The 23,594-nt window shown below is 66.1% G+C and carries 23 protein-coding genes; 7 read left to right on the forward strand and 16 right to left on the reverse strand.

Annotated features, from left to right (window positions below; translation table 11 throughout):
* Positions 1-224 precede the first annotated feature (224 nt).
* Positions 225-1,253, reverse strand: a complete 1,029-nt coding sequence (gene tonB1, locus HMPREF2581_RS31030; protein WP_003142155.1) for an energy transducer TonB1 — start codon at positions 1,251-1,253, stop codon at positions 225-227.
* A gap of 92 nt (positions 1,254-1,345) precedes the next feature.
* Positions 1,346-2,314: a CobW family GTP-binding protein gene (locus HMPREF2581_RS31035; RefSeq protein WP_003142156.1), complete on the reverse strand. Its 969-nt coding sequence runs from the start codon at positions 2,312-2,314 to the stop codon at positions 1,346-1,348.
* Between the two features lie 102 nt (positions 2,315-2,416).
* On the opposite strand from HMPREF2581_RS31035, the gene HMPREF2581_RS31040 reads away from it, so the two are divergent.
* Positions 2,417-2,785: a hypothetical protein gene (locus tag HMPREF2581_RS31040; RefSeq protein ID WP_003097081.1), complete on the forward strand. Its 369-nt coding sequence runs from the start codon at positions 2,417-2,419 to the stop codon at positions 2,783-2,785.
* A 152-nt stretch (positions 2,786-2,937) separates the two neighbouring features.
* On the opposite strand, the gene HMPREF2581_RS31045 is transcribed toward HMPREF2581_RS31040, so the two are convergent.
* From HMPREF2581_RS31045 to dksA, 3 genes are read right to left on the reverse strand one after another with little or no spacing between them, the layout of a single operon-like run.
* Complete coding sequence (locus HMPREF2581_RS31045; protein ID WP_003142157.1) at positions 2,938-3,579, reverse strand: DUF1826 domain-containing protein; 642 nt, start codon at positions 3,577-3,579, stop codon at positions 2,938-2,940.
* Complete coding sequence (gene zigA / locus HMPREF2581_RS31050) at positions 3,576-4,778, reverse strand: zinc metallochaperone GTPase ZigA (RefSeq protein WP_003097084.1); 1,203 nt, start codon at positions 4,776-4,778, stop codon at positions 3,576-3,578. Before zigA ends, HMPREF2581_RS31045 begins: the two co-directional genes overlap by 4 nt.
* 14 nt (positions 4,779-4,792) lie before the next feature.
* Positions 4,793-5,197 carry an RNA polymerase-binding protein DksA gene (gene dksA, locus HMPREF2581_RS31055; protein ID WP_003097086.1) on the reverse strand — a complete coding sequence of 135 codons (405 nt, stop codon included), beginning with the start codon at positions 5,195-5,197 and terminating at the stop codon, positions 4,793-4,795.
* Between the two features lie 112 nt (positions 5,198-5,309).
* Between dksA and HMPREF2581_RS31060 the strand changes: the two genes are divergently transcribed.
* Entirely contained in the window at positions 5,310-5,726 is a 417-nt protein-coding gene (locus HMPREF2581_RS31060; protein WP_003142158.1) for a hypothetical protein, read from the forward strand.
* Here the strand turns inward: HMPREF2581_RS31060 and HMPREF2581_RS31065 are convergent.
* Positions 5,704-6,897 (reverse strand): N-acetylmuramoyl-L-alanine amidase, encoded by a 1,194-nt coding sequence (locus HMPREF2581_RS31065; RefSeq protein ID WP_003097089.1) that lies wholly within the window; start codon positions 6,895-6,897, stop codon positions 5,704-5,706. The genes HMPREF2581_RS31060 and HMPREF2581_RS31065 overlap by 23 nt on opposite strands.
* 99 nt (positions 6,898-6,996) lie before the next feature.
* Here HMPREF2581_RS31065 and folE2 point away from each other — a divergent pair, with 99 nt between their 5' ends.
* Genes folE2 through HMPREF2581_RS31080 form a run of 3 tightly spaced genes read left to right on the forward strand, consistent with a single transcriptional unit; the run spans position 6,997 to position 9,790 of the window.
* Positions 6,997-7,893 (forward strand): GTP cyclohydrolase FolE2, encoded by an 897-nt coding sequence (folE2, locus tag HMPREF2581_RS31070; protein WP_003142159.1) that lies wholly within the window; start codon positions 6,997-6,999, stop codon positions 7,891-7,893.
* The gene (locus HMPREF2581_RS31075; RefSeq protein WP_003099663.1) at positions 7,890-8,450 is read left to right on the forward strand and encodes a gamma carbonic anhydrase family protein; all 561 of its coding nucleotides are present in this window, start codon (positions 7,890-7,892) and stop codon (positions 8,448-8,450) included. The genes folE2 and HMPREF2581_RS31075 overlap by 4 nt, the downstream gene beginning before the upstream one ends.
* Before the next feature lie 2 nt (positions 8,451-8,452).
* Positions 8,453-9,790 (forward strand): dihydroorotase, encoded by a 1,338-nt coding sequence (locus tag HMPREF2581_RS31080; RefSeq protein WP_003142161.1) that lies wholly within the window; start codon positions 8,453-8,455, stop codon positions 9,788-9,790.
* A gap of 44 nt (positions 9,791-9,834) precedes the next feature.
* Here HMPREF2581_RS31080 and HMPREF2581_RS31085 read toward each other — a convergent pair whose 3' ends face one another.
* From HMPREF2581_RS31085 to cfaB, 5 genes are all read right to left on the reverse strand, one after another.
* The gene (locus HMPREF2581_RS31085; protein WP_003142163.1) at positions 9,835-11,079 is read right to left on the reverse strand and encodes a serine hydrolase domain-containing protein; all 1,245 of its coding nucleotides are present in this window, start codon (positions 11,077-11,079) and stop codon (positions 9,835-9,837) included.
* Between the two features lie 86 nt (positions 11,080-11,165).
* On the reverse strand, positions 11,166-11,564 hold the full coding sequence (locus HMPREF2581_RS31090) for a DUF1850 domain-containing protein (protein WP_003142164.1): 399 nt from the start codon (positions 11,562-11,564) through the stop codon (positions 11,166-11,168).
* The gene (locus tag HMPREF2581_RS31095; protein ID WP_003142167.1) at positions 11,561-13,585 is read right to left on the reverse strand and encodes a TRAP transporter permease; all 2,025 of its coding nucleotides are present in this window, start codon (positions 13,583-13,585) and stop codon (positions 11,561-11,563) included. Before HMPREF2581_RS31095 ends, HMPREF2581_RS31090 begins: the two co-directional genes overlap by 4 nt.
* A 74-nt stretch (positions 13,586-13,659) precedes the next feature.
* The gene (locus HMPREF2581_RS31100; RefSeq protein WP_003142168.1) at positions 13,660-14,619 is read right to left on the reverse strand and encodes a TAXI family TRAP transporter solute-binding subunit; all 960 of its coding nucleotides are present in this window, start codon (positions 14,617-14,619) and stop codon (positions 13,660-13,662) included.
* A 163-nt stretch (positions 14,620-14,782) separates the two neighbouring features.
* Positions 14,783-15,967: a C17 cyclopropane fatty acid synthase CfaB gene (gene cfaB / locus HMPREF2581_RS31105; RefSeq protein WP_003109143.1), complete on the reverse strand. Its 1,185-nt coding sequence runs from the start codon at positions 15,965-15,967 to the stop codon at positions 14,783-14,785.
* A gap of 237 nt (positions 15,968-16,204) precedes the next feature.
* Here cfaB and HMPREF2581_RS31110 point away from each other — a divergent pair, with 237 nt between their 5' ends.
* Together HMPREF2581_RS31110 and HMPREF2581_RS31115 are read left to right on the forward strand one after the other, a co-directional pair.
* On the forward strand, positions 16,205-16,828 hold the full coding sequence (locus HMPREF2581_RS31110; protein WP_003097106.1) for an HAD-IB family phosphatase: 624 nt from the start codon (positions 16,205-16,207) through the stop codon (positions 16,826-16,828).
* Between the two features lie 359 nt (positions 16,829-17,187).
* Positions 17,188-18,393 (forward strand): MFS transporter, encoded by a 1,206-nt coding sequence (locus HMPREF2581_RS31115; protein WP_011666796.1) that lies wholly within the window; start codon positions 17,188-17,190, stop codon positions 18,391-18,393.
* A 63-nt stretch (positions 18,394-18,456) separates the two neighbouring features.
* On the opposite strand, the gene glmS is transcribed toward HMPREF2581_RS31115, so the two are convergent.
* From glmS to HMPREF2581_RS31140, 5 genes are all read right to left on the reverse strand, one after another.
* Positions 18,457-20,292: a glutamine--fructose-6-phosphate transaminase (isomerizing) gene (glmS, locus tag HMPREF2581_RS31120; RefSeq protein WP_003097120.1), complete on the reverse strand. Its 1,836-nt coding sequence runs from the start codon at positions 20,290-20,292 to the stop codon at positions 18,457-18,459.
* Between the two features lie 15 nt (positions 20,293-20,307).
* Positions 20,308-21,081 carry a DeoR/GlpR family DNA-binding transcription regulator gene (locus HMPREF2581_RS31125; protein ID WP_003097123.1) on the reverse strand — a complete coding sequence of 258 codons (774 nt, stop codon included), beginning with the start codon at positions 21,079-21,081 and terminating at the stop codon, positions 20,308-20,310.
* 67 nt (positions 21,082-21,148) lie between these two features.
* Positions 21,149-21,658 (reverse strand): M23 family metallopeptidase, encoded by a 510-nt coding sequence (locus HMPREF2581_RS31130; RefSeq protein ID WP_003097125.1) that lies wholly within the window; start codon positions 21,656-21,658, stop codon positions 21,149-21,151.
* A 13-nt stretch (positions 21,659-21,671) separates the two neighbouring features.
* Positions 21,672-23,036: a bifunctional UDP-N-acetylglucosamine diphosphorylase/glucosamine-1-phosphate N-acetyltransferase GlmU gene (glmU, locus tag HMPREF2581_RS31135; protein WP_003109147.1), complete on the reverse strand. Its 1,365-nt coding sequence runs from the start codon at positions 23,034-23,036 to the stop codon at positions 21,672-21,674.
* A gap of 120 nt (positions 23,037-23,156) precedes the next feature.
* Positions 23,157-23,582: a F0F1 ATP synthase subunit epsilon gene (locus tag HMPREF2581_RS31140; RefSeq protein WP_003097128.1), complete on the reverse strand. Its 426-nt coding sequence runs from the start codon at positions 23,580-23,582 to the stop codon at positions 23,157-23,159.
* Between the last annotated feature and the right edge of the window lie 12 nt (positions 23,583-23,594).

Below are 23,594 nucleotides of genomic sequence, written 5' to 3' on the forward strand. Positions count from 1 at the left end.
GACTCCTTGGAAAGACCTGGATTCCAAGGGCCGGATAGGAGTCAGGCGGTCGGAAGTCAGGTCAGGTTTCGGAAAGCACCGGCATATGTTGAACTCGCTTAAGTCATTGATAAACCTGCTGTATCGGGCTGTAGCGTAGTCCAGCGAATTTCGGTGCTGGAGTCATGGTGAAATAAAAAAACCGCGCTCGAAGGCGCGGCTCTTTTCGTTGTCGGCGAACCGCCTCAGCGGCGCTTCTCGATCTTGAAGAAGAACATCTTGGTCGCCTGGCGGGCGACGATCTTGCCACCGCTGACACGCGGCTCGAAACGCCACTTGGCCATGGCCTGGCGCACCGAACGGTCGAACATGCCTGACGGCACCGACTCGAGTATCTGAATATCGTCGATGCGGCCATCGGTGGTAATGGTGAACAGCACCTTCACCCGGCCCTGAATTCCCCGTGCCTGGGCCATCCGCGGATAGACCGGTTGCGCCATGCCCAACGGCTTGATGTCGCTGTCGTTGAGGCTGCCGCTGGGCAGGCCGGCCGGGCCTTGCGAGCCGCTGGGCGCAGTCTGCGCGCCGGGCGTGCTCTGCCCGACGGTAGGCGCGGGCGGCGGCGCGGCGCTGGACGGGCTGGGCTGGCTGGATGCTTCCGTGCTCGGCTCGGGTTCCGGCTTGGGTTTGGGTTCCGGCTTCGGCTTGGCCTTGGGAATGGCGTTTTCCACCGGTTTGGGCTTGGGTTTCGGCTTGGGCTTGGGTTTTTCCACCGGCTTCGGCTTCGGCGGCTCCGGCTTGGGTTCCTCGATCTTCGGCGGCGTCGGTTCCGGCGCGGCAGCCGGCGGCTGCGGGGTCGGCTCGGCCTTCTTCTCGAGCTGGACGAAATTCACCTGCATGGTCTTCGGCAGTTCGCCGTGGCCAAGGTTGAGTTCGGCCGGGGTCGGCATCACCCACACCAGCGCACCGATGATCGCCACATGCATCGCCACCGCCGCGCCGGAGGACAACCACCAGCGCGACTTGGGCGGCTCGCCGGGGACGTCTTCGGGATCGCTGCCATGGGCGTAGGGGATCAGCACTTCCTCGACCGCCACTTCCTCGTCGCGGCGCGCACCGGAGCAGTCCACCACGCGCAGGTTGGGCTCTCCGCGCTGGGCATTCACGCATGGCAGGGACTCGCTTTCGTCTCCCTGGGCAGGAGCGGTGGGATGGTCTTCGGCGAGCGCGGCCAGCGAAAAACGGTCAGGCGACCGTGAAGGCTGTGGCGACATGAGGGCGACCTGCGGAGAAGTGAAAGGTAAGGAAGTAGAGTCTTCTGATAATTATTATCATTCAGTCGCGTCCTCAGGGCAACCTTGGCGGATCATTCCGCGACCATCCGACACGCCAGGAACGCCTCTTCGAGCGCCTCTTCATCCGCGCCTGCGGCGAGGATCAGTTCCAGCCGATTATTCCGTCGCCACGAGGACTTGCCCCAGTTATCCACAAACGGCGCGGCATTCGCTGCATACCAACCGTCCGCGCAATGCAGCACCGCCTTGGCCCGCCGCAGTCCGGACAAACGGCTCAGCCAGGCGTCCACTGCGACCCGATCGAAACGCACCGACGGCGCCAGCCGCCAGCCGATGGCCAACTGGCCGTCCTGCTCGCGCACGGCGCGCAGCGGTCGCTCGGCGGGCAGCACCGTTCCCAACTGAGCAGGCGCGTCCGGCAGGGCCGCCCAGGTCGTCGCGCTACCTTCCCCGGCAACGCTGGTCGGCAGATCGCGCAATGCCAGGTGGCCGCGCACGCTCCAGCGCAACGGCAGGACCGGCAGGCGCGCGCGCACGGCGCAGCGCTGCGTCGCGTCGAGCGCTTCGGATTTGTTCAGCAGCAACATGCCGGCCGCTTCCAGCGCCTGTTCCTGTGCCTCCGGCAGCGGTTGGCCGGAGGCCAGCGCGGCGGCATCCAGCACCACTACCAGGGGTTGCAGGGCCAGGACGCCGGACCAGGGAGGAGCCTGCAGCTGTTTCCACAGCGCCAGCGGATGTCCCAACCCGGAGGGTTCGATGAACAGCCGGTCCGGTCGTGCCCGACGCAACAAGCGACCGAGCCCCACCTGGAACGGCACGCCATTGACGCAGCAGAGGCACCCGCCCGCCACCTCGCCGATGGCCACGCCCTCGACGTCCGTGGCCAGCAGCGCGGCATCCAGGCCGATCTCGCCGAACTCGTTGACCAGCACCGCCCAGCGCTCGCCCGCCGGCTTCTGCGCCAGCAGCGAGCGGATCAGGCTGGTCTTGCCGGCCCCCAGGGGGCCGCCGATCAGGTGTGTGGGTATCTCTCGAAGCATCTGCGCAACCGGAATGTGAAAGCCTGTGGATCAATGCGGTCCTTGCCTGCGGGGAGCCAGGCCCCGTGCTAGAGTCGCGCCCGTCTGCAATGGAGTCCTCGCATGCGTCCGTTCCTGTTCTTCCTGTCCTGCCTGCCGGGCCTGGCCCTGGCCGAAGCCTGCATCGTCCATAGCCAGGCGAAGAATCTCGATGTGAAGGTCTGCCAGCAGAACCGCAGCATCCCGGCCAAGCTGTTCCGCGAAGGCTTCTGCCAGCCACAACTGCAGGGCCAGAAGGTCGAGGTGGCGTTCGCCGAGGAGTGTCCGACGGGCGCCTTCGGTGTCTGCCGCGACGCCAGGGTACCCAATGCGCCCTATCGGCAGGACATCTTCTACTACGGCATAGCGACCGACGCACGCTACCTGGAGCCGTTCTGCGCCAGCCAGAGCCAAGGCCGCTGGGAAGAGCCTAGCGCCGCGAAAAAGCCCTGAGCGCGTCATCAGCCTGTCACAGCGTCCGGGCTAAATGGGAGTCGGGTACCTCAGCACCCTTCGTCCCCATCCCCAAGGTAGGACGACTTTTTGGTGATAGGCCATCTGCGGATGGCCTTTTTTTATTCCTCGAAAGACACTTGTCCACAGGCTCAGGCAAGCCAGTCCAGGGTCAACAGCAGGCGCGCCAGCCCGGGCTCCGCTCGCGGCGAGCGATGCACCAGTCCGGCACCTTCGTTACCCTCCCAGCGTTCGCCCTTGAGCAGCGCCACGTCGCCTGTGGACAAGCTATGGATAAGCTGTTCATCGACAACTTCCGCCTGTGCTCCACCAAGCAGCCGACGGTCCAGGCCGGACTCGTCCAGCCATTCGCTGGCAGCGCCCTGGTAGGTGGTGACCAGCCGCAGCGGCACGTGGTCGACATGGAAACGCGGGCACATCGGTTTATCCAGAACGCGCAGGCGCAGGCCGATACGCCGCGCCCCGGTCAGGCAAAAGAAGGCCTCGACCAGCCAGCCCAGGTCGTCGAGGAAATCGGCTTGTCCCGGCAGTTGCCGCGCGTCGAGCAGGCCGTCCAAGGCGGGTAGCCGTTCCTCTTCCATCTCCAGCGTCTGGCTCAGCGCCAGTCCCGGCCGGTTGCGTACTAAGGCGGCGGCGAAGTCGCGCAGCGCCGGGTTCAACCGGCGTGTCCAGACCGCCAGGTTGACCCCGTCGCGAAGCACCTCGGCCAGCACCTGGGGGTCTTCGCCGAACGCCTGGCGCGGCAACGGACTTTCCTGTGGCAGTGCGCTCATGCGGCGTGCCCCCAGTCCTCGAAGGGGTCGTCCAGGCCCTGCCAGCCCGGAATGCCCAGGTTCATCTCGGCATCATCCAGCAGGCAAGCATCGAGGGCTGCGCGCAGGGCCGTGAAGTCCAGGTTCTGGCCGATGAAAACCAGCTCCTGGCGACAGTCGCCGACGCCTTCCTCCCAGTGCCGCATGATCGCCCGCAGGCCCTCTTCGTCCTGTGGCCACTGTCCGGTCGGCACGAAGCGCCACCAGCGGCCCGCCAGGCCGTAGCGCATCAGGCCGCCGGCCTGCGACCAGCTGCCAGCCTCGCGGGGCCGGCTGGCGAGCCAGAAGAAGCCCTTGGAGCGCAGCAGCCGCCCCTGCTTCAGCGGATTGTGCAGGAAGGCGTGGAAGCGCGCGGGGTGGAACGGACGGCGCGCCCGGTAGGCCATGGAGGCGATGCCATATTCCTCGGTTTCCGGCAGGTGCTCGCCGCGCAGTTCCTTCAGCCAGCCCGGCGCGGACGCCGCGCGATCGAAATCGAAGCGACCGGTATCGAGGATCTTCGCCAGCGGCACCTGACCCATCACCATCGGCAGGATCTCCGCCTCGGCATTGAGCTGGCGCAGGATCGCCAGCAGTTCCTCGCGCTGCTCGCTGGAGATCAGGTCGATCTTGCTGACCAGGATCACATCGGCGAATTCGACCTGGTCGATCAGCAGGTCGGTGATCGAGCGCTGATCCTCCTCACCGAGGGTTTCGCCACGGCTGGCCAGGCTGGCGGCCTCCTGGTAGTCGCGGAGGAAATTCATCCCGTCGACCACCGTGACCATGGTATCCAGTCGCGCCACGTCGGACAGGCTGCGGTCCAGCTCGTCGCGGAAGGTGAAGGTCTCGGCCACCGGCATCGGTTCGGAAATCCCGGTGGACTCGATCAGCAGGTAGTCGAAGCGGCCTTCCCGGGCGAGACGGCCGACCTCTTCCAGCAGGTCTTCGCGCAGGGTGCAGCAGATACAGCCGTTGCTCATCTCCACCAGGCGCTCTTCAGCGCGGTTCAGGCTGACATCGCGCTGGACTTCGCTGCCATCGATATTGATTTCACTCATATCGTTGACGATCACCGCAACCCGGCGGTTCTCGCGGTTCTTCAGCACATGGTTGAGCAGCGTGCTCTTGCCGGCGCCGAGAAAGCCGGACAGCACGGTGACAGGTAGGCGTTGGTTCACGGTTGGTAACCTCTTCAGTTGTGCCGCACGTGGCGTTCGCGCTTCTCCTGGCGCTCTTTCGCCTCGATGCAGAGGGTGGCGGTGGGACGCAACAGCAGGCGGCGCAGGCCGATCGGCTCGCCGGTTTCCTGGCACCAGCCGTAGTCGCCGCGGGCCAGGCGCTCCAGCGCTTCGTCGATCTTGTCGAGCAGCTTCTTCTCCCGCTCCAGCAGGCGAAGTTGCCATTGCCGCTGTTCCTCGCGGGAAGCCAGGTCGGCCTCGTCGCTGGGGCGTTCGAGATCGCGCAGCTCGCCGAATTCGCCTTCGATGCGCGCCTGAAGTTCCTGGCGCTGACGCAGCAGCAGGTCGCGGAAGAAGTCCTGCTGGGCTTCGTCCATGTAGGCAGCGTCGGGCTGGGCAAGCAGTTCCTGTTCGGTCATGGGCTGAACCTGGGAAATTTAAAACGTTATACTATAACAGTTAACACCACAATCGATGGCCCGCCAATCGCCTTCCGGCTACCCTGGGCCCACGTCATCCCGGGATCCACCGATGCGCCGCGTCCTCCACCTTTACTGCCTGGCCCTCCTGCTGCTCGCTCCGGCGGCACAGGCGCAGGGCTTTCTTCCCGGCACCCGCCCGGCGGAATGCGCTTACCTGCGCACCGTTCTGGCCTGCATGGATCGGCTGGGCAACCACTACAGCGTCGCCACCGGCGGCAACGACACCTGGCTGCGCGGATACGACGCGGCAAGCGGACGACGCTGGGCCCAGACCAATACGCGCTACGGGCGCCTGACCTTCTTCAGCGGCATCGCCAGCGACGGGGAAATCTGGGTCGGCCTCAGCCGCAACATCGGCTGGACCAGCGTCAGCCGCCTGAGCAGTTCATCGGGCCAGCGCCAACGCCTGACCTGCGGGCGGGTCAGCGGCTGCAGCGAAGGCCCTAGCCGGGAGGCTGCGCGCTGAGCGCCGCCAGGTAGCTGCCGGCGGGAGGGCGTTGCCGGAAGTAGCCCTGCACGCCAGCGAAGATCGCCTCGGCCAGGCGCTGGCGATGGCGTTCGTCCATCAACCGGCGACAATCGCCGCGATTCGAGATGAAGCCGGTCTCCACCAGGATCGAAGGGATGTCCGGCGACTTGAGCACGGCGAAGCCGGCCTGCTCGACACGCTTCTGGTGCAGCGCGGTGACGTCCGACAACTGGCCGAGAACGCTGTGGCCGAGGTCCAGGCTGCTGGCGATGGTCGAACTCAGGGCCATGTCGAGGATCACCCCGGCGAGTACCTTGTCGCGGCCCTGTAGCGGCAGGTTGCCGCTGTTGCCGATCAGGTCGGCGCCGTTCTCGCGGTCGGCCATCCAGCGCGCCATGGTCGAGCTGGCGCCATGCTCGGAGAGGGCATATACCGATGCGCCGGAGGCGGTCAGTCGCGGCGCCGCGTCGGCGTGCACCGAGACGAACATGTCGGCGTTGTAGCGCCGAGCCACTTCCGGCCGCTTGCGCAGCGGGACGAACACGTCGCCGTTGCGCACCAGGCGCGCCTTGAAGCCTTTCTCGCGGTCGATCCGCCGCGCCAGCAGGCGGGCGATGGCCAGCGCCACGTCCTTTTCGCGCTCGCCCTTGCTACCGACCGCGCCGGGGTCCTTGCCGCCATGGCCGGCATCGACCACCACGAGGATGTCGCGGCCCGTCGAGGGTAGCGGGCGGGCCAGCGCCAGCATCGGCTCGGGGGGAGCCGCCAGCGCCTGTGGATAAAGGTCCAGGACCAGGCGATGGCCCTTTCCTGCCTGCGGTTCCAGGGCGAAGCTGCGCGGCCTGACCGCCTGGCGCAGGTCGAGGACGATGCGCGTCCCGCCGCCACCCAGTTGGCCGCTGCGGATGGCGCGCACGGGGCCGTCCAGCGGCAGCTCGGAGAGCGTTGCGAGCAATTGCGCGTCGGGCAGGTCGAGGATCAACCGCTCGGGGGCCTGCAGGGAAAAGGTTCGATAACGCGGCGGACCGTCCAGTTCCAGCACCAGGCGCCAGCTTTCCGAGGAATTCCAGGCGCGGGCCTGGCGGATTCGTACATTGGCGCTGGCGGCCAGGAACGGCTGGAGGGCCAGGCCGGCGAGCAGGCTTTGCAGGAGGCGACGGCGCTTCATCGACGAAATACCCGATTGCAAGGGTCGGCATTAGCTAATACGTTATATTATAACATTCAAGCCATTTCCAGGCCTTGCCTGCCCTTCTTCGAGTTCTCCATGAATGCCTTGACGCTTCCCGATATTGCCCGCCAGACCACCACCGCCGATCTTCCCCTGGACTGGGTCGGCATGCAGGGCATCGCCCTCCCCGTGCAGATCGGCGGGCAGAGGGTCGCCGCCGAAGCCGATGCCGGTGTCAGCCTGGACGACCCGCAGGCCCGCGGCATCCATATGTCGCGCCTCTACCTGGCGCTGGCCGAACTGGAACAGGGCGAGCTAGACCTTTCCCGCCTGCGCGCCGTCCTGCAACGCTTCCTCGACAGCCACGCCGGCCTGTCGCGTCGCGCCTACCTGCGCCTGCGCCTCGCGCCGCTGCTGCGGCGTCCGGCGCTGGTCAGCCCGCTGAGCGGCTGGAAACGTTATCCACTGGTGCTGGACACGCGCCTGGAAGGCGATGACTTCCAGGCCGAAGTCCATCTCGAGCTGACCTACTCCTCGACCTGCCCCTGTTCGGCGGCACTGGCCCGGCAATTGATCCAGGAGCGCTTCGACCAGGACTTCGCCGGACAGCCGCTCGATCATGCCAGCGTGCTCGCCTGGCTCGGCAGTAGCGCCGGCATCGTCGCCACCCCGCACAGCCAGCGCAGCAGCGCGCACCTGCGCATCGGCCTGGCGGAAGACTGCATCGGACTGCCCCTGGAAGAGCTGGCGGATCTCGGCGAAAGCGCCCTCGGCACCGCGGTGCAGACTGCGGTGAAACGCGCCGACGAGCAGGCCTTCGCCCTCGCCAACGGACAGAACCTGATGTTCTGCGAAGACGCGGTGCGCCGGCTGCACCGCGCCCTGCAGGGTTATCCACAGGCGAGCCGGTTCTCCATACGGGTCGTCCATGCGGAAAGCCTGCATGCCCACGACGCCGTCGCCGAAAGCCACTGGCAACGAGGTGCCGCATGATCCGCAAGAATCCCTCCGGCGACCTGCCGGTGATCGACGAATCGGCCTATGTGGACAAGACCGCGATCATCTGCGGCAAGGTGATCATCCAGGCCAACGTCTTCGTCGGTCCCTACGCAGTGATCCGTGCCGACGAAGTCGACGCCGACGGCGGCATGCAACCGATCGTGATCGGCGCCAACTCGAACATCCAGGACGGCGTGGTGATCCATTCTAAGTCGGGTGCCGCGGTGACCATCGGCGAGCACAGCTCCATCGCCCACCGCTCCATCGTCCACGGTCCTTGCGAAGTCGGCGACCGGGTCTTCATCGGCTTCAACAGCGTGCTGTTCAACTGCCGGGTCGGCGATGGCTGCGTGGTCCGCCACAACGCGGTGGTCGACGGCTGCGACCTGCCAGCGGGTTTCTACGTCCCGTCCACCGAGCGCATCGGTCCGCGCACCGACCTGGCGAGCATGCCGCGGGTCAGCGTTTCCGCCAGCGAGTTCTCGGAAGACGTGGCGCGCACCAACGTCGACCTGGTACGCGGCTACAAGTCACTGCAGAACGAGTTCTGAACATGCAAAGCCTGCTGATCCGCAATGCCCGGATGGTCAACGAGGGGCAGGTACGCGAAGGCGATCTGCTGGTCCGCCACGGTCGCATCGAACGCATCGCCGGCTGCCTGGAAAACTGCGGCGCCAGCCGGGAGATCGATGCCGCCGGACGCTACCTGCTGCCGGGAATGATCGACGACCAGGTGCACTTCCGCGAGCCGGGTTATCCACAGAAGGGCTCGATCGCCAGCGAATCCCGCGCCGCCGTGGCGGGCGGCATCACCAGTTTCATGGACATGCCCAATACCCGCCCGGCGACGCTGAGCCTCGAAGCGCTGGCGGAAAAGAAGCGCCTCGCCGCCGCCCATAGCGTGGCCAACTACGGTTTCCACTTCGGCGTCAGCCGCGACAACCTCGACACCGTGGCCGCCCTCGATCCACGCGATGTCGCCGCGGTGAAGGTGTTCATGGGCGCCTCCACCGGCGACATGCTGGTGGACGACCTGCCGACCCTGGAGCGCCTGTTCGCCAGCGTTCCGACCCTGCTGCTGAGCCATTGCGAAGACACGCCGCGGATCGAAGCCAACCTCGCGCGCTGGCGACAACGCTTCGGTGAACGTATTCCGGCAGCCGCCCACCCGCGCATTCGCGACGCCGAGGCTTGCTACCGTTCCACCGCCCTGGCGGTGGAACTGGCGCAACGGCATGGCACGCTGCTGCATGTCCTGCACTTATCCACAGCGCGTGAACTGGCCCTGTTCGAGGACAAGCCGCTGTGCCAGAAACGCATCACCGCGGAAGTCTGCGTCCACCATCTGCTGTTCGACGACAGCGACTACGCCCGCCTCGGCCATCTGCTCAAGTGCAACCCGGCGATCAAGAGCCGCGAGGACCGCGACGCCCTGCGCAGGGCGCTGGCCGGCAACCGCCTGGACGTGATCGGCACCGACCACGCGCCGCACGCCTGGGCCGAGAAGCAGCAGGCTTATCCACAGGCGCCGGCCGGCCTGCCACTGGTCCAGCATGCGTTGCCGGCACTCCTAGAGCTGGTCCGCGAAGGCTGGCTGTCGCTGGCCACCCTGGTGGCGAAGACCAGCCACCGGGTCGCCGAACTGTTCGCCATCGCCGATCGCGGTTTCCTCCGCGAAGGCTACTGGGCCGACCTGGTGCTGGTCAGCGAACTGGAGCACCCGGCGCTGGCCAGCGCCATGCCGCTGCTGTCGCGCTGCAACTGGACGCCGTTCCGCCACCGGGCATTCCACCATCGGATCGATACCACCATCGTCTCCGGGCAGCTCGCCTGGCACGCGGGACGCCTGTCCGACGATTGCCAGGGACTGCCCCTGCGGTTTTCCCGCTGAAGACCTGTCCACAGCCTGCTGTGGATATCCGCTCGCCCACGGCCCTAGCGCAGGGCTTTCACCGCCGCGCCAAGGAAGGCATAGGTCTCCTCCTCGCGATCGTCCATCTCCGGCTTCGGCCAGGCGCTCCAGACCACCGCCACGATCTTCTCCTTGCGGTTGATGTAGAGGTACTGGCCGAAGATGCCCTGGGCTTCGAAGGCCCCGCCGTCATGCTCGGGCAGGGCCTTGGCGCCCACCGGGAAGGTCCACCACTGGTAGCCGTAGCCGAGCGCGTATTCGCCATCGTAGAGCTTGCCCGGGGCCAGGTGGGAAGAAGCCTCGACGCGACTGGCACGATCGACCCAACCCTCGGGAAGGATACGTTCGCCATCGATCACCCCATCCTCGAGGACGAACTGGCCGAAGCGGCCATAGTCGCGCAGGGTCGCGCTCAAGCCGCTGCTGCCGATCTCTTGCCCGGCCGGCGATTCCAGTTGCCAGAAGCCGTCGCTCTCCATGCCCATCCGCGCCCAGATCCGCTCGGACAGGTAGTCGCTCACCGGAATGCGGGTCGCCGCGTGCAGCAGCTCGCTCTGCAGGTGCGACTCGCCGGTGCTGTAGGTGAAGTGGGTACCGGTCGGGTACTGCCGCGGCAGGCTCGCCAGCAGCCGCAGGATGCCACCGGGACGTTCGGCGAGCTGGGCGTCGAACATCTGCCGGCGGTCGGACTTCGGATCGCGATAGGTCTCGTTCCAGCGGACCCCGGAACTCATCTGCAGGACCTGCTCCACCGTCACCCCCTGGTAGGCGGAGCCGGCCAGGCTCGGCAGGTACTTGTCCACAGGCTGGTCGAGAGCCAGCAGGCCCTGCTGCACGGCGGCGCCCACCAGGGTCGAGGAGATCGACTTGACCACCGAGAACGAGGTCCAGCGCGTGCGTGCGTCGTTGCCCAGGCCGTAGCGCTCCAGGGCGACCTTGCCATCCTTGAGGACCAGCACGCCGCCAACGTGGTTGCGCCACATGAAATCGTCGACGCCGTATTCCTCGCCGCCGATCCGGTAGCGCGGCGCGATGGCCACACCCGCCGGCAGCGGACGGACCTTGGTCCCCTTGTGGATAACCCGGGTCGGATAGACCTTGTCCATGTTCCGGTAGGTGTCCGGCTGGTATTCCGGGATCAGTTCATAGAGATCGGCGGCACGGCCGATCCGCGGGTTTTCCACAGCCGCGTCGGCGCCGGCCGAGCCGCTTGCCGAGACGAACAGTGCCAGCAGGGCCGGCCGGAAGACTGATATACAGCTACGCATGGACGTTTTCCTTATGACCGGAAGCAGCTCCGGCTTCGTCGTTTTTATGGATGTGGACTGGCGTCGCAGGGTTATCCACAGGACGTTCAGTCGCTCGGGCCCCGTATCGGACACGCCCAGAGTTCGACCGCCGGGCGCTCAGGGTCCGGCGGACCGATCCAGCGCGCCAGCGCATCGCAGCGCCCCTGACGGCAGATCCGGTAGTCGCCGGCCTCCGGTGTGCGCCCCAGCCGCAACGGTTGCAGCGGCGGCACCCCACGGTGGTAATGCCAGGCGCCGTCACGCAGCACGGCGCCCTCGGGAATCTCCATCCCCGCCCCGCTGCCCCGCACCCGGGCCTCTTCCAGCAGCAGGCCGCGCTCGCTCAGGCGATAGTCTTCTTCCCAGAGCACCTTCTCGACCGTGTGTTGCCAGGCCAGGGTGAACGACTGCAGCGGCAGCGTCGCCCAGACGCTGCCGGCCATGCCCAGGCACAGCGCGATCACGCCACCGCCTCGCGCGCACGCTGGCGCCAGAGGTGCCAGCCGATCACCAGCGCGCCGAGGACGAAGCCCAGCTCGTCGCTGATCGGCAAGGCCAGGACCAGGCTGGCTCCCGCGGCGAACGCCACCAGGCGCTCCCACCAGGCCAGCGGCCCCTGCAGGTAGCCGATGGAAGCCATGCCCCACAGGCCGATGGCCAGCACCGCCTTGCAGGTGACATAGAGCGTCGCCCCCCAACCGCCTTCCTGCAGCATCAGCGCCGGGGAATACACCGCCATGAACGGCACCACGAAACCCGCCAGGGCGATGCGCACCGCCCAGAAGCTGATCTTCAATCCCCTTTCCTTGGCGATCGGCGCCGCCGCGAAGCAGGCCAGCGCCACCGGAGGGGTGAGGTCGGCGAGGATGCCGAAGTAGAAGACGAACATGTGCGAGACGATCAGCGGCACCCCCAGTTCCAGCAGCGCCGGCGCGGCGATGGAGCTGGTGATGATGTAGTTGGGGATGGTCGGGATGCCCATTCCCAGGACCAGGCAGGTGACCATGGTCAGGACCAGCGACAGCAGCAGGTTCTCCCGTCCCAGGTCGAGCACGTAGCTGGCGAAGGTGGTGGCGATGCCGGTCAGCGAAATCACCCCGATGATGACTCCCACCAGGGTGCAGGCGATGCCCACCGGAATCGCATGTCGCGCACCTTCTGCGAGGGCGCGGACGCAGATGCGCAGGGTTTCCCGGCCGCCACGGACGAACCAGCAGGCCAGGGCCAGGGCCGCGATCACAACGAAGATCACTCCGATGCCGAGGCGGAAGAACCCCGCGCAGAGCAGCCCCAGCGCCACCCAGAAGGCGATGCGCAGGCCGAGCGAGGACACCCGCAGGATGATCGCCGAACCGAGGATGACGATGGCGGTCAGCGCCAGACCAATGGTTCCGGAGAACAGCGGCGTGCGCCCGGAGAACAGCAGCGCGATCAGCACCAGCAACGGAATCAGCAGGAACCAGCGCTCGCGGACGGCACCCCAGGCGCTCGGACACTGCTCGCGCGGCAGGCCCTTGAGGTCGGTCCGGCGGGCCTCGAGATGGACCATCCAGTACACCGAGCCGAAATACAGCAAGGCCGGGATCAGCGCCGCCTTGGCGATCTCCACGTAGGGGACGTTGATGGTCTCGGCCATGATGAACGCCACCGCCCCCATCACCGGCGGCATCAGTTGGCTGCCCATGCTCGCGGTCGCCTCGACGCCGCCGGCGAACGCCGGCTTGTAGCCGAAACGCTTCATCAGCGGGATGGTGAACTGTCCGGTGGTGACCACGTTGGCCACGCCGGAGCCGGTGATGGTGCCCATCAGCGCCGAGGAGAATACCGAGACCTTGGCCGGCCCGCCGACCCGGTGGCCGAACAGGCCCATGGCGAAATCGGTGAACAGGCGGATCATGCCGGCCTGCTCGAGGAAGGCGCCGAACAGGATGAACAGATAGATGTAGGTTGCCGACACGTAGGTCGGCGTGCCGTAGAGACCTTCGGTACCGAACGACAGCTGGTTGACGATCTGGTCAAAGCCGTAGCCGCGGTGGGCCAGGTCGCCCGGCAGGTGTTCGCCGAACAGGCCATAGGCAAGAAACAGCGCGCAGATGATCGGCAAGGCGATGCCCATCACCCGTCGCGCCGCCTCGAAGACCAGGACGATCAGCACCACGCCGACGACCATGTCGGCCTGGGTCAGCTCTCCGGAGCGCTGGATCAGGTCGGCCTCGAAAACCCACTGGTAGACCGCCGTGCCCAGGCCGGCCATGCCCAGCAACCAGGCCAACGGCTGCCAGGGGCGACGTATGCCGAAGGCGGGATAGCTGATGTACACCACCAGCAACAGCAGTCCGACGTGCATTGCCCGCAGGACCTGGGTGGAAATCAGGGGAAAGGCCGCGGTGACGACCTGGAACACGGAAAAGGCCAGGGCCACGGCGAACAGCGCGCGCGGCCAGTTTTCCGCCTCGAGGTGCAGCCCGTTCTGATGATCGCTCATGCATCGACTCCCTACAGCCGGAAACGCGGGGAACCCGGTCCGCCGCACGGACCGGGGCTACGGAGAAACGGGCCTCACTCGGGCAGTACGCCCTTCTCCTTGTAGAAGCGCTCGGCGCCGGGATGCAGCGGAATCGGCAGGTTCTTCGCCGCCTTGTCCAGGGCGATGTCCTTGGCGGCAGCATGGGCGGTGACCAGGCGCGGAAGGTTGTCGAACATCAGCTTGGTCATCTGGTAGGCCAGCTCGTCGCTGACCCCGGAGTGGCTGACCAGGATATTGTCGATCGCCACCGTCGGCACGTCCTGCTCCTGGCCGTCGTAGGTGCCGGCGGGAATGCTCGCGGCGTGGTAGGCCGGGCTGTCGATCTTCGCCACCACGTCCGCCGGGATCGCGACGAAGGTGATCGGCATGGTCGAGGCCAGGTCGCGGATGGCCGCCATGCCCAAGCCGGAGGATTGCAGCGTAGCGTCGAGCTGGCGGTTCTTGATCAGCTCCACCGACTCGGCGTAGGGCAGGTACTCCACCTTGCCCATGTCCTCGTAGCTCAGGCCGGCGGCCTTGAAGATCGCCCGAGCGTTCAGCTCGGTACCGCTCTTGGGCGCGCCCACCGAAATGCGTTTGCCTTTCAGGTCGGCCAGGGTCTTGATGCCCGAGGCTTGGCTGGCCACTACCTGGATATAGTTCGGATAGGTATTGCCGATAGCCCGCAGCTTTTTCAACGGCGCCTTGAAACCGGCGTCGGCGACCCCGTTCCAGGCGTCGGCGACCGAGTCGCCCAGCGCCAGCGCCAGTTCTCCACGCCCGGCCTGCAGCAGGTTGAGGTTCTCGACCGAGGCCTTGGTGGCCTGCACCGAGGTTTTCGCGGCCTGGATATCGTGCCCGTAGATCTGCGAGAGGCCGACCCCTATGGGGTAATAGACCCCGCTGGTGCCGCCGGTGAGGATATTGATGAAGGTCGGCGCGGCGAAGACCGCGGTACTGAAGGTCACCGTTGCGGCAAGCGTGAAAAGACCGAAGCGTCTGCTCAGCGACATGGGAAGTCTCCTGTTCTTATCGTTGTTGTCGCGCTGTCGCGGAAGCGTCCCGGCTTCCCTCGACCGCGCAGGACTTCGTGCAGACTAGACCGCCCCGCCACGCAGGACAATCCGCAAGGACCGATTGCGCGACCGGCTCCGCAAGGGAGCCGGTCGCCGGCGTTCAGGCGTACAGGTCGCGCCGCGACCAGGGCAGCTCGTGGGAGCCATCCTCGTGGGGGCGAATGGCGAGGATCTGGTGCAGGTTGATCCAGCCGCGCTTGAAGCCGTAGGCACATCCGGCCAGGTACAGCCGCCAGATCCGCAGGGTTTCCTCGGGCACCAGGCGAGCCGCCTCCTTCAGCCTGGCTTCCAGGTTGGCGCTCCAAAAGTCCAGGGTCCGGGCGTAGTGCAGACGCAGGCTTTCCACGTCGACTACTTCCAGCCCGGCTTCGCTCATCCGCGCCACCGCCAGCGACAGGTGCGGCAGCTCGCCGTGGGGAAACACGTAGCGATCGATGAAGTCGCCGGCCCCCTTGCCCACCGGGCGGCCGTCGGTGTAGCGCGAGGTGATGCCGTGGTTCATCACCAGGCCGCCGGGACGCACCGCATCGTACAGTTGCTGGAAGTACAGCCCCAGGTTGGCGTGCCCGACGTGCTCGAACATGCCGACGCTGACCACCTTGTCGAAGCGACCATCGCGCGGCAGGTCGCGGTAGTCCAGCAGCTTGAGGGTGACCCGGTCCTCCAGGCCTTCGGCCTTGACCCGCTTCCGCCCGAGCGCCAGCTGCTCCTTGCTCAATGTGATGCCAGTGACCTCGACGCCGAACTCGCGAGCGGCCAGGCGCGCCAGGCCCCCCCAGCCGCAACCGACATCGAGCAGCTTCTCGCCCGGCTGCAAACGCAGCTTGCGGCACAGGTGACGGAGCTTGGCCAGTTGCGCGGTGGCGAGGTCTTCCTTGCCGGTCTCGAAATAAGCGCAGGAATAGACCATTTCCGGATCCAGCCAGAGCTGGTAGAAATCGTTGGACAGGTCGTAGTGGTAATGGATGGCTTCGGCGTCGGTGTCCTTGTCGTGGCTTTCGCGAACCGGCGGCGCGCCGCCATCGGGTTCGCCGAGCGCTTCGCTGAGGGCATCGCCGATACCAATGACCTGGCTGATCGGTCCTTCGATGTCGAGACGCTTCTCGACGTAGGCCTTGCCCAGCGCATCGAGGCTGGGATGGGTGATCTCGGTTAGCAGCGAGGGATCGCGAATGACCATGGTTACCTGTGGATCCGGCCCCAGATCGAACGCCTGAGCATCGCCGATGCGGATCCGCAACGGCAGTTGCAGGGACAGCAACTCAGAGGGGAGCTGTGCAATCATGCCAAACCTCCTGGTCACAAGACGGAATCACTATAGTCCAGTACCTTGATAGAGTTTTGCTATCGGCTACTTAGCCTCCTATCTATCGATGCAAAACCCCTGAACACTCGGATTCAGGTTAGCAGCCAGTCTGCCTATGAATAATTGACAGTTTTGATATACAAACTTTCCCTTGCTGCAATAACGGAACGACGCATAGTCCGTGTCAAAGGAAAGGAAGCGATATAAGGAACGCCGATGAACGAGACCGTGTCCCTCGAAACACGCGAAGTACGCTTTCTCTCCGTGTTCGACTTCGACGGTACGCTGACATACCGAGACAGCTTCGTGCCCTTCCTGCGCTTCGCCTTCGGCAACCGAGTGTTCGTCCGCCGCATGCTGCGCATGGCAGGACCCAGCCTGGCCTATCTCTGCCGGCGTATCGGCCGCGACGACCTGAAGGCGCGCCTGATCGCCACCTTCCTCACCGATGTGCCCGTACATGTGCTGGAAGAACGGGCGCTGGCCTACCAGAACCGCTTCTGGGAAACACTGATGCGTCCCCACGCATTGACCGCGGTGGCCGACCAGGTCAGCAGCGGCAGCACCGTGACCATCTGTTCCGCCTCCCCTTCGCTGCTACTCAGGCCGTTCGCCGAGAAGCTCGGCGTGCACCTGATCGCCACCGAGCTGGAAGTGGTAGACGGCGTACTGACCGGCAGGATCGTCGGCCGCAACTGCCGGCGCGACGAGAAAGTCTGCCGCCTGGAGCGGCACTACGGTCCGCTGACCCAATACTCCCTACGCGCCTGGGGCGACTCGCGCGGCGATACGGAACTGCTGGCGGCGGCGCTGGAGCGCTTCTGGAAACCGTTCCGCTGACCTGTTGCCGGGTATGGTCTGGTCCGAGTATCAATCCAAAGTGGGAACCAAACCGGGGCGAATGTCGCGATATCCGGCAGGAGAGCAAAATTCGGCTAACGTTCCGATAGGGTAGTTTCTCCTGCGCTCCCAAGCCCGGGCGGTTCCGCTTGCGGCGATACTCCGAAGCCTTCTTCGATGAAATCGTGCACTGGCGCCCGGAATCTCGCTTCGTTCCCTTCTTTTCTCCCCGCCGTTCCCGCACCAGCCACACAACCATCCCTTCCATAGCCCGAGCGGTTCATCCCTGGCCCTGGCGCCGGCTCCGCGAGCCGGCGCCCCCTTGGCGTTCGTCCGCTCATTCAGCCAAAGAGAACATCATGAACCAGAAAATTTCCCCGCCTTCACAGAAGCTCGACGGCCTGTTCCTGCTGGCCCTGTCGATGGCCGTGTTCTTCGTCGGCGTGACCGAGTTCATGCTGTCCTCCATGCTCGGGCCGCTGGCGCAGGCGTTCCACACCACTACCAGCGGCGCCGCCTGGCTGATCTCCAGCTACGCGTTCTCCTATGCGATCGCCGCGCCGTTGCTGGGCTACTTCTCCGACCGCATGCAACGCAGGAAGCTGCTGCTGCTCGCCCTGATCCTCTTCGCCGTCGATACCCTGGCCATCGTCATCGCCCCGACCCTGGAAATTGCCGTTGTCCTGCGGGTAATCGGGGGCATCGCCTCGGCAATCATCATTCCGACCACCTTCGCCCTGGTCGCGGAGGTGGTCGCCCCGCAAAGACAGGCCGGTGCCATGGGCCAGGTGATGCTCGGCATGACCCTCGGCATTGCCGCCGGCCCGGCACTGGCCGGCCTCCTCTCGGACTTCTTCGGCTGGGCGACGCCCTTCCTGATGGTCTCGTGCGGTTGCGTGCTGGTCTTCCTGATGGCGCGCCAGCGCCTTCCCGTGCAAGCCGTGGCACCGCGCGCCGAGGGCCACGCGCTGGGCTGGTGCAGGCAATGGAGCATCCTCAGGCCACTGATCGCCAAGGGTGCCTGGAACGGCACCGGGGTCGCCGGCCTGCTTCTCTCGGGAGAGGTGCTGCGCCAGCGCTACGGCTTCAGCACCGCGCAGATAGGCATCAGCATCGCCGCCTTCGGCGTGGGCCTGGCCGTGGGGAACCTCGCCGCGGGTTACCTGCGGCGCTACCTGAAGCGCGACGAAGACATGCTCCTGCTGGTGCTGGCGCTCCTGGTGCTATCGATGTCGACCTTCATGCTCCTGCCGCTACCGTTGCCCGTGGCGCTCTTCTGCCTGGGCGCCTGGGGCGCCGCGCTGGGCCTGGGCGCGCCGGCGGGCACGGTGGTACTCGCCTCGCGCTCCGGGCCGGACAAGGGCATGGTGCTGTCGTTCGCCGAGACGTTCAACAACATCGCCATTCTCGCCAGCGTGCCCCTGGCTGTGCGACTGCTGGAGCTGAAGGGGCCGCCCGCCACCCTGTGGGTATTGGGCATCGGCCTGGGGATCGGCGCCTGGTTCACCGTGCTGGACTGGTTCGCCAGCCGCAGGAGCGACGAGGCGCTGCCGTTGCGCGATTGACGGCGGGCGTCGCGATCGCCGGGGCCGCATGACTGCCCCGGCTTCTCGGGTACGCGGCCGGCGTTACTCGACGGTGACCGACTTGGCCAGGTTGCGCGGCTGGTCGACGTCGGTGCCCTTGAGCACGGCGACATGGTACGAGAGCAATTGCAACGGGATGGTGTAGAGGATCGGCGAGAGCACGTCGCCGATGTGCGGCATGCCCACCACATGGGTGCCCTCGCCGGCCTCGATGCCCGCGCCTTCGTCGGCGAACACCACCAGTTCGCCGCCGCGGGCGCGGACTTCCTGCAGGTTCGACTTGAGCTTCTCCACCAGCTCGTTGTTCGGCGCCACGGTAACCACCGGCATGTCGCTGTCCACCAGCGCCAGCGGGCCATGCTTGAGTTCGCCGGCCGGGTAGGCTTCGGCATGGATATAGGAAATTTCCTTGAGCTTCAGCGCGCCTTCCAGGGCCACCGGGAACTGCGCGCCACGGCCGAGGAACAGGGTGTGGTGCTTCTCGGCGAACAGCTCGGAAACCTTCTCCACCGTCCGGTTCATCGCCAGCGCCTCGCCCAGCCGGGTCGGCAGGCGACGCAGTTCGTCCACCAGCTCGGCTTCGACGCCATCGGCCAGGCGCTTCTGCACCTGGCCGATGCCCAGGGTCAGCAGCAGCAGGGCGACCAACTGGGTGGTGAAGGCCTTGGTCGAGGCCACGCCGATTTCCGGGCCGGCCTGGGTCAGCAGGGTCAGGTCGGATTCGCGCACCAGCGAACTGGTGGCAACGTTGCAGATCGCCACGCTGGAGAGGAAGCCCAGCTCCTTGGCGTTGCGCAGGGCAGCCAGGGTGTCGGCGGTCTCACCGGACTGGGAGATGGTGACGAACAGGCAATCCGGCTGCACCGCGACCTTGCGGTAGCGGAACTCGCTGGCGACCTCCACCTGGCAGGGAATCCCGGTCAGGCTTTCCAGCCAGTAACGGGCGACCATGCCGGCGTGGTAGCTGGTACCGCAGGCGACGATCTGCACGTTGCGAACCTTGGCGAACAGCTCCGCCGCCTGCGGGCCGAAGCTTTCCACCATTACCTGGTTCTGCCCGAGGCGGCCTTCCAGGGTGCGCTGCACGACGCTGGGCTGCTCGTGGATTTCCTTGAGCATGAAGTGCCGGTACTCGCCCTTGTCGGCGGCTTCGGCGCCTTCGTGGTACTGCACGGTCTCGCGCTGCACGTCGTTGCCCTGGACATCCCACAGGCGCACGCTGTCGCGACGGATCTCGGCGATATCGCCTTCTTCCAGGTAGATGAAGCGGTCGGTCACCTGGCGCAGCGCCAGTTGGTCGGAAGCGAGGAAGTTCTCGCCAAGCCCGAGGCCGATCACCAGCGGGCTGCCGCTGCGGGCGGCGACGATGCGGTCCGGCTGCGCCGCGCTGATCACTGCCAGGCCATAGGCCCCGTGCAATTCCTTGACCGCGTCCTTCAGCGCCAGGGTCAGGTCGCCGATGGACTGCAGCTTGTGATGCAGCAGGTGGACGATGACCTCGGTGTCGGTCTGCGAGGTGAACACGTAGCCCAGGCCCTTGAGCCGCTCACGGAGAGGTTCGTGGTTCTCGATGATGCCGTTGTGCACCACCGCCAGTTCGTCGCTGGAGAAATGCGGGTGGGCGTTGCCTTCGGTTGGCGCGCCGTGGGTCGCCCAGCGGGTATGGGCGATGCCCAGGCGGCCGAGCAGCGGCGTACCGGCCAGGCCTTCCTCCAGGCTGGCGACCTTGCCGACCCGGCGGCAGCGCTGCAGCCTGCCTTCGTTATCGAAGACCGCCACGCCGGCGCTGTCGTAGCCGCGATACTCGAGGCGCTTGAGGCCTTCGATGAGGATGGGGGTGATGTTGCGCTCGGCGATCGCACCTACGATTCCACACATGGGGTCTTTCTCCTTTCAGGGCTCGACCGGGGCGCAGATCAGCGTGACGCCCCGGGCGGTTATCTGTTCGCGCGCGGAAGGTTCCAGGCGCTCGTCGGTAATCAGGGTATGGATGCTGCTCCAGGGCAATTCCTGGTTGGGAATGCGCCGACCGACCTTGTCGGCCTCGGCCATGACGATCACCTCGCGGGCGACCTCGGCCATCACCCGGCTCAGGCCCAGCAATTCGTTGAACGTGGTCGTCCCGCGTTCGAGATCGATGCCGTCGGCACCGATGAATAGTTGGTCGAAGTCATAGGAACGCAGCACCTGCTCGGCAACCTGCCCCTGGAACGACTCGGAATGCGGATCCCAGGTCCCCCCGGTCATCAGCAGCACCGGCTCGTGCTCCAGTTCGCGCAGGGCGTTGACCACGTTCAGCGAGTTGGTCATCACCACCAGGCCCGGCTTGTGCCCAAGCTCGGGGATCATCGCCGCGGTGGTGCTGCCACTGTCGATGATGATCCGCGCATGCTCGCGGATGCGCGCCGCGGCGGCGCGACCGATAGCCTGCTTGTAGGGCGAGACGGGCTGTGCGGCTTCGCCGATCAGTTCCTGGGGCATCGGCACCGCACCGCCGTAGCGACGCAACAGCAGGCCGTGGCTTTCCATGGCGGCGAGGTCCTTGCGGATGGTCACTTCCGAGGTGGAAAAGCGCTTGGCGAGTGCGTCCACGCTGACCTCGCCCTGCTCGGAAAGCAGCGCGAGGATGGCATGGCGACGTTGCGGCGTATTACGTTTCGAGATCACTTAAGTTTCGTTTCGAAAGAAAAGTGTGCGAATCAAAACTTATCCGGCGATTTCCGTCAATGACTTTTCATCGGCTCGGCAGCACCGTATTGGGATCGAGGTAGAACATTTTCTTCCAACCCTGGGTGCTGGCGTCGGCCAGCCAGGGATAGGGCAGCAAGGTGATGATCGCGTAGTGCAGGTGGGCCGGCTTGCCGCGCGCGTTGCCGGTGGTTCCGACCGCACCCAGGCGGGAACCGGCGAGGACCGGCTGGCCCGGATAGGCGTCGAGGCTATCGAGATGGGCGTAGTAATGCAGGCGCCACTTGGGCGCCAGCACCAGGACGACCTTGCCGCCGAGGGCGATCTCCCCGCGATAGAGCACCAGGCCGTAGCTGGCGGAGCGTACGGGGGTGCCGCTGCGGGCGAAGATGTCGATGCCCTTGTGCACTCCGGAGCGCCCCCAGGGCTCGAACCAGAAGGTTCGCGGATTCCAGTCGCGGGCACTGGCGCCTTCGACGGGTATCCGCGGCCATTCGGGTAGCACCGCCCCGGCTATGAGCAGCCCCAGCACGATCCATTTCGCAGGCTTCGGCATCCGTGCCGCTCCGTTACTTCTTGATTTTTTCCGGGCGCTTCCAGTTTTCCAGGTTCTTCTGCCGGGCGCGGCCGAAGGCCAGGTTCTTCGCCGGAACCTCATGGGTGATGGTGGAGCCGGCCGCGGTCGTCGCGCCATCGCCAATCTTCAGCGGCGCCACCAGCGAGTTGTTCGAGCCGATGAACACATCGTCGCCCAGCTCGGTGCGGAATTTGTTCGCGCCATCGTAGTTGCAGGTGATGGTGCCGGCGCCGATATTGCAGTTGGCGCCCAGCTCGGCATCGCCCAGGTAGCTCAGGTGGCCGGCCTTGCTGCCCTCGCCCAGGCGGGCATTCTTCAGTTCGACGAAGTTGCCGACATGGGCCCGAGCGCCGAGCACGCTGCCCGGACGCAGGCGGGCGAACGGACCGGCATCGCTACCCTCGCCCAGCTCCGCGCCTTCCAGGTGGCTGTTGGCCTTGATCACCGCGCCACGCCGCAGGACGCTGTCGCGAATCACGCAGTTCGGTCCGATGTGCACGTCGTCCTCGATCACCACGCGGCCTTCCAGCACCACGTTGACGTCGATCAGCACGTCGCGGCCGACCGAGATTTCGCCACGGACATCCAGGCGCTGCGGATCGAGCAGGGTCACGCCCTGGCGCATCAGCTCCTCCGCGCGCAGGCGCTGGTAGTGACGCTCCAGCTGGGCCTGTTGCATGCGGTCATTAACACCCTGCACTTCCATCGCGTCCAGCGGTTGGGCGCTGGCTACCACCAGGCCGTCGCCGACCGCCATGGCGATCACGTCGGTCAGGTAGTACTCGCCCTGGGCGTTGTCGTTGGACAGGCGGCCGAGCCAGTCGGCAAGGCGCTTGCCCGGCACCGCGAGGATGCCGGTGTTGATCTCGCCGATCTGGCGCTGCGCCGGGGTCGCGTCCTTGTGCTCGACGATGGCCTGCACCGCGCCCTGATCGTCACGGACGATGCGGCCGTAGCCGGTGGGGTCGAGCATGTCGACGGTGAGCAGCGACAACTGGTCCGGGGTGACTTGCGCCAGCAGGCGCTGCAAGGTGTCCAGCTGGATCAGCGGCACGTCGCCGTAGAGGATCAGCACCTGGTCTGCACTGAGGAACGGCAGGGCCTGGGCCACCGCATGGCCCGTACCGAGCTGTTCGGCCTGGAGCACGAAATTCAGGTCGTCGGCGGCCATCCGCTCACGCACCAGATCCGCGCCGTGGCCGATCACCACGTGGATCCGTTCCGGCTGCAACTGGCGCGCGCAGTCGATGACGTGGCCGAGCATCGGCTTGCCGGCAATGGGATGGAGGACCTTGGGCAGGGCCGAACGCATGCGGGTGCCCTGGCCGGCGGCGAGAATCACGATTTCAAGGGACATGGACTGGACTACCGTTCCTGGTGGTCACAGGCAAAACCTGTGAGTGAAGATGCAAAACGAAAAAAGGGTAGCCCACAGGCTACCCTTTTCCCTGACACCGCTAGAAGTACCGGCTGGAAATCAGCCGCCGAACTTCTTGCGCAGTTGCTGGACGGTGCGCAGCTGGGCTGCGGCTTCGGCCAGACGCGCGGCAGCGGCGCTGTAGTCGAACTCGGCGCCCTTGCCCTGCAGCGCCTTTTCGGCAGCCTTCAGGGCTTCCTGGGCGGCCGCTTCGTCGAGGTCGCCGGCACGAACCACGGTGTCGGCGAGGACCTTGACCATGTTCGGCTGGACTTCGAGGAAACCGCCGGAGATGTAGTACACCTCCTGCTCGCCGCCCTGCTTGACCAGGCGGATGGGGCCCGGTTTCAGGTCGGTGATCAGCGGCGCGTGGCCCGGGGCGATACCCAGGTCACCCAGAGCGCCGTGCGCGATAACCATCTCGACCAGGCCGGAGAAGATCTCCGCCTCGGCGCTGACGATGTCGCAATGGACTGTTATGGCCATACGCTTGCCTCA

It is taken from the genome of Pseudomonas sp. HMSC057H01, assembly GCF_001836405.1.
Classification (GTDB): domain Bacteria; phylum Pseudomonadota; class Gammaproteobacteria; order Pseudomonadales; family Pseudomonadaceae; genus Pseudomonas; species Pseudomonas aeruginosa.

Bases quoted from the DNA above. Each gene is read 5' to 3' on its own strand.
- tonB1 (WP_003142155.1), bottom strand. From the start codon at position 1,253: ATGTCGCCACAGCCTTCACGGTCGCCTGACCGTTTTTCGCTGGCCGCG.
- HMPREF2581_RS31035 (WP_003142156.1), bottom strand. From the start codon at position 2,314: ATGCTTCGAGAGATACCCACACACCTGATCGGCGGCCCCCTGGGGGCC.
- HMPREF2581_RS31040 (WP_003097081.1), top strand. From the start codon at position 2,417: ATGCGTCCGTTCCTGTTCTTCCTGTCCTGCCTGCCGGGCCTGGCCCTG.
- HMPREF2581_RS31045 (WP_003142157.1), bottom strand. From the start codon at position 3,579: ATGAGCGCACTGCCACAGGAAAGTCCGTTGCCGCGCCAGGCGTTCGGC.
- dksA (WP_003097086.1), bottom strand. From the start codon at position 5,197: ATGACCGAACAGGAACTGCTTGCCCAGCCCGACGCTGCCTACATGGAC.
- HMPREF2581_RS31060 (WP_003142158.1), top strand. From the start codon at position 5,310: ATGCGCCGCGTCCTCCACCTTTACTGCCTGGCCCTCCTGCTGCTCGCT.
- HMPREF2581_RS31065 (WP_003097089.1), bottom strand. From the start codon at position 6,897: ATGAAGCGCCGTCGCCTCCTGCAAAGCCTGCTCGCCGGCCTGGCCCTC.
- folE2 (WP_003142159.1), top strand. From the start codon at position 6,997: ATGAATGCCTTGACGCTTCCCGATATTGCCCGCCAGACCACCACCGCC.
- HMPREF2581_RS31075 (WP_003099663.1), top strand. From the start codon at position 7,890: ATGATCCGCAAGAATCCCTCCGGCGACCTGCCGGTGATCGACGAATCG.
- HMPREF2581_RS31080 (WP_003142161.1), top strand. From the start codon at position 8,453: ATGCAAAGCCTGCTGATCCGCAATGCCCGGATGGTCAACGAGGGGCAG.
- HMPREF2581_RS31085 (WP_003142163.1), bottom strand. From the start codon at position 11,079: ATGCGTAGCTGTATATCAGTCTTCCGGCCGGCCCTGCTGGCACTGTTC.
- HMPREF2581_RS31095 (WP_003142167.1), bottom strand. From the start codon at position 13,585: ATGAGCGATCATCAGAACGGGCTGCACCTCGAGGCGGAAAACTGGCCG.
- HMPREF2581_RS31100 (WP_003142168.1), bottom strand. From the start codon at position 14,619: ATGTCGCTGAGCAGACGCTTCGGTCTTTTCACGCTTGCCGCAACGGTG.
- cfaB (WP_003109143.1), bottom strand. From the start codon at position 15,967: ATGATTGCACAGCTCCCCTCTGAGTTGCTGTCCCTGCAACTGCCGTTG.
- HMPREF2581_RS31110 (WP_003097106.1), top strand. From the start codon at position 16,205: ATGAACGAGACCGTGTCCCTCGAAACACGCGAAGTACGCTTTCTCTCC.
- HMPREF2581_RS31115 (WP_011666796.1), top strand. From the start codon at position 17,188: ATGAACCAGAAAATTTCCCCGCCTTCACAGAAGCTCGACGGCCTGTTC.
- glmS (WP_003097120.1), bottom strand. From the start codon at position 20,292: ATGTGTGGAATCGTAGGTGCGATCGCCGAGCGCAACATCACCCCCATC.
- HMPREF2581_RS31130 (WP_003097125.1), bottom strand. From the start codon at position 21,658: ATGCCGAAGCCTGCGAAATGGATCGTGCTGGGGCTGCTCATAGCCGGG.
- glmU (WP_003109147.1), bottom strand. From the start codon at position 23,036: ATGTCCCTTGAAATCGTGATTCTCGCCGCCGGCCAGGGCACCCGCATG.
- HMPREF2581_RS31140 (WP_003097128.1), bottom strand. From the start codon at position 23,582: ATGGCCATAACAGTCCATTGCGACATCGTCAGCGCCGAGGCGGAGATC.